General features: G+C 68.4%; 1 pseudogene. It reads right to left on the bottom strand.

The window, feature by feature from the left end:
• Positions 1-551, bottom strand: a pseudogene (locus tag ACPCUW_RS35170) (pyruvate carboxylase); the annotation flags it as partial.

Genomic DNA, 551 nt, shown 5'->3' with positions numbered 1-551 from the left:
TCGCCCTCGCCGACGGTCAGGGTGACGACACCGGCGAAGGGTGCGGCGATGTGGCCGGCGTTGTTCTTGTCGGCCTTCTCCGCCACCGGAACCTCGCTGGCGATCGAGCGGTCGCGCACCTGCACCGGACGCAGCTGCCCGTTGAGAATGCACATCACCGTGCGCATGCCGCGCTCGTCCGGCTCCGAGATCGCCTCGAGGCCGATGAGCAGGGTGACGCCCTTCTCCAGTTCGACGCGGTGTTCCTCACCGTGGCGCAGACCGTAGAAGAACTGGTTCGCCGACAATCCGGTGGTGTCGCCGTACTTCTCCCGATGCGCCAGGAATTCCGCAGTCGGAGCGGGAAACAGCAACCGGTTCAACGTCTCTCGCCGCTGCTGCGACGTTCCGTCCAGTGCCGCGGCATCTTCCGCGGTCAGCGGCACTTCCGGCTTCGCCGGGCCGCGACCTTCGAGGGCGCGGCTGCGGAAGGGTTCGGGCCAGCCGCCCGCCGGGGTGCCGAGTTCGCCACGCAGGAAACCGATGACCGAGTCCGGGATGTCGTAGCGCGC

Source organism: Nocardia sp. AB354 (assembly GCF_049538315.1).
Taxonomy (GTDB): Bacteria; Actinomycetota; Actinomycetes; order Mycobacteriales; family Mycobacteriaceae; genus Nocardia; species Nocardia nova.
The sequence above is the reverse complement of the archived record's forward strand: the minus strand, read 5'-3'. Positions and strand labels throughout refer to the sequence as shown.